The organism is Leisingera sp. MMG026 (assembly GCF_021654205.1).
Taxonomy (GTDB): domain Bacteria; phylum Pseudomonadota; class Alphaproteobacteria; order Rhodobacterales; family Rhodobacteraceae; genus Leisingera.
The window spans coordinates 1-930 of sequence record NZ_JAKFZM010000131.1 but is presented as its reverse complement, the minus strand read 5'-3'; the positions used below and the strand labels follow the sequence as shown (position 1 = coordinate 930).

Genomic DNA, 930 nt, shown 5'->3' with positions numbered 1-930 from the left:
TTCGTGCGCAAAGCTTGGACTTCAGTGAGCGGATTGAGCTCACTCTGAAGGTGACACGTTTTGCGCAGCCAGAGTCAATATCTCTGACTAAAAAGGCAAAACTATCTGACAATTTACAAGGTTTGGCAACGACCACAAAGATCTGCCTCAGAGGCGGGAAAATATTCAATACAATCAGTGCCCACTGCACAGTTCGCGAAACTGCCTTTGCCTTTTCGGTCACAAAGGTTTGCCTCTACCCAGAAATAAAGAAGCCGACGCTAAGTCGGCTTTTCCGTGGCTGAATGGGTTAGGTCACATCACGCTTCAGAAAAATCGTGTGGCACCCTGATCGGCGATCAACTGGGGCGACACCACGGTCCATGTGGTAGAGCGCTTCGCTTCCTGGTGGCCTTCCAGATTGCTTGGCGAGTTGAGACACAGTGACGTAGTTTTTCTGGAAAACTTCCATTGATGCTGAGCAAACATAGCGCCGTTCTCGCCCGCTATGGAATTCTCGTACAAGCTGTGACTCCAGCAGTCCTTTTCGGACGAGGATGCTCACGGCGTATTCGTTGACACCAAGAATTTCTGCTGCGCGTTTCTGATGAATCGCTCCGGCTTTGTCGCGGATAGTTGCTTCGCGCAGATCTTCGATGGACACCCGAAAATCCCGGAACTTTGCAGTTCTCGGATCTGCTGCGAACAACTGAATTTTGTCACGCAGGATGATCTGAACTACACGTTGCGTGGGAATATTTAGCCTGCGAGACGCTGACAATATTGCCTCGCAATCATTTTTCGAGGTATCAGAGATCGACAGTGTTTTGAGATTGGAGAGGAAGTCGTCCAAATCGCGCGGGTGATAGAGCGACGAAACTTTTGCCACTTCAAGGTATCTTGGTATCAGGCCCGCTTGGGTCAGCTTTGAGAGAATGTTCCGGTCGATCC

2 protein-coding genes are annotated in these 930 nt (G+C 50.0%); one reads left to right on the top strand and one right to left on the bottom strand.

The features are described from left to right. The coding region (locus L1069_RS23790) for a hypothetical protein (RefSeq protein WP_237457289.1) at positions 1-284 on the top strand (284 nt) is incomplete at its 5' end. 5 nt (positions 285-289) lie between these two features. Here the strand turns inward: L1069_RS23790 and L1069_RS23785 are convergent. Then, positions 290-930: hypothetical protein (locus L1069_RS23785; protein WP_237457288.1), on the bottom strand; the 641-nt coding region annotated here is incomplete at its 5' end.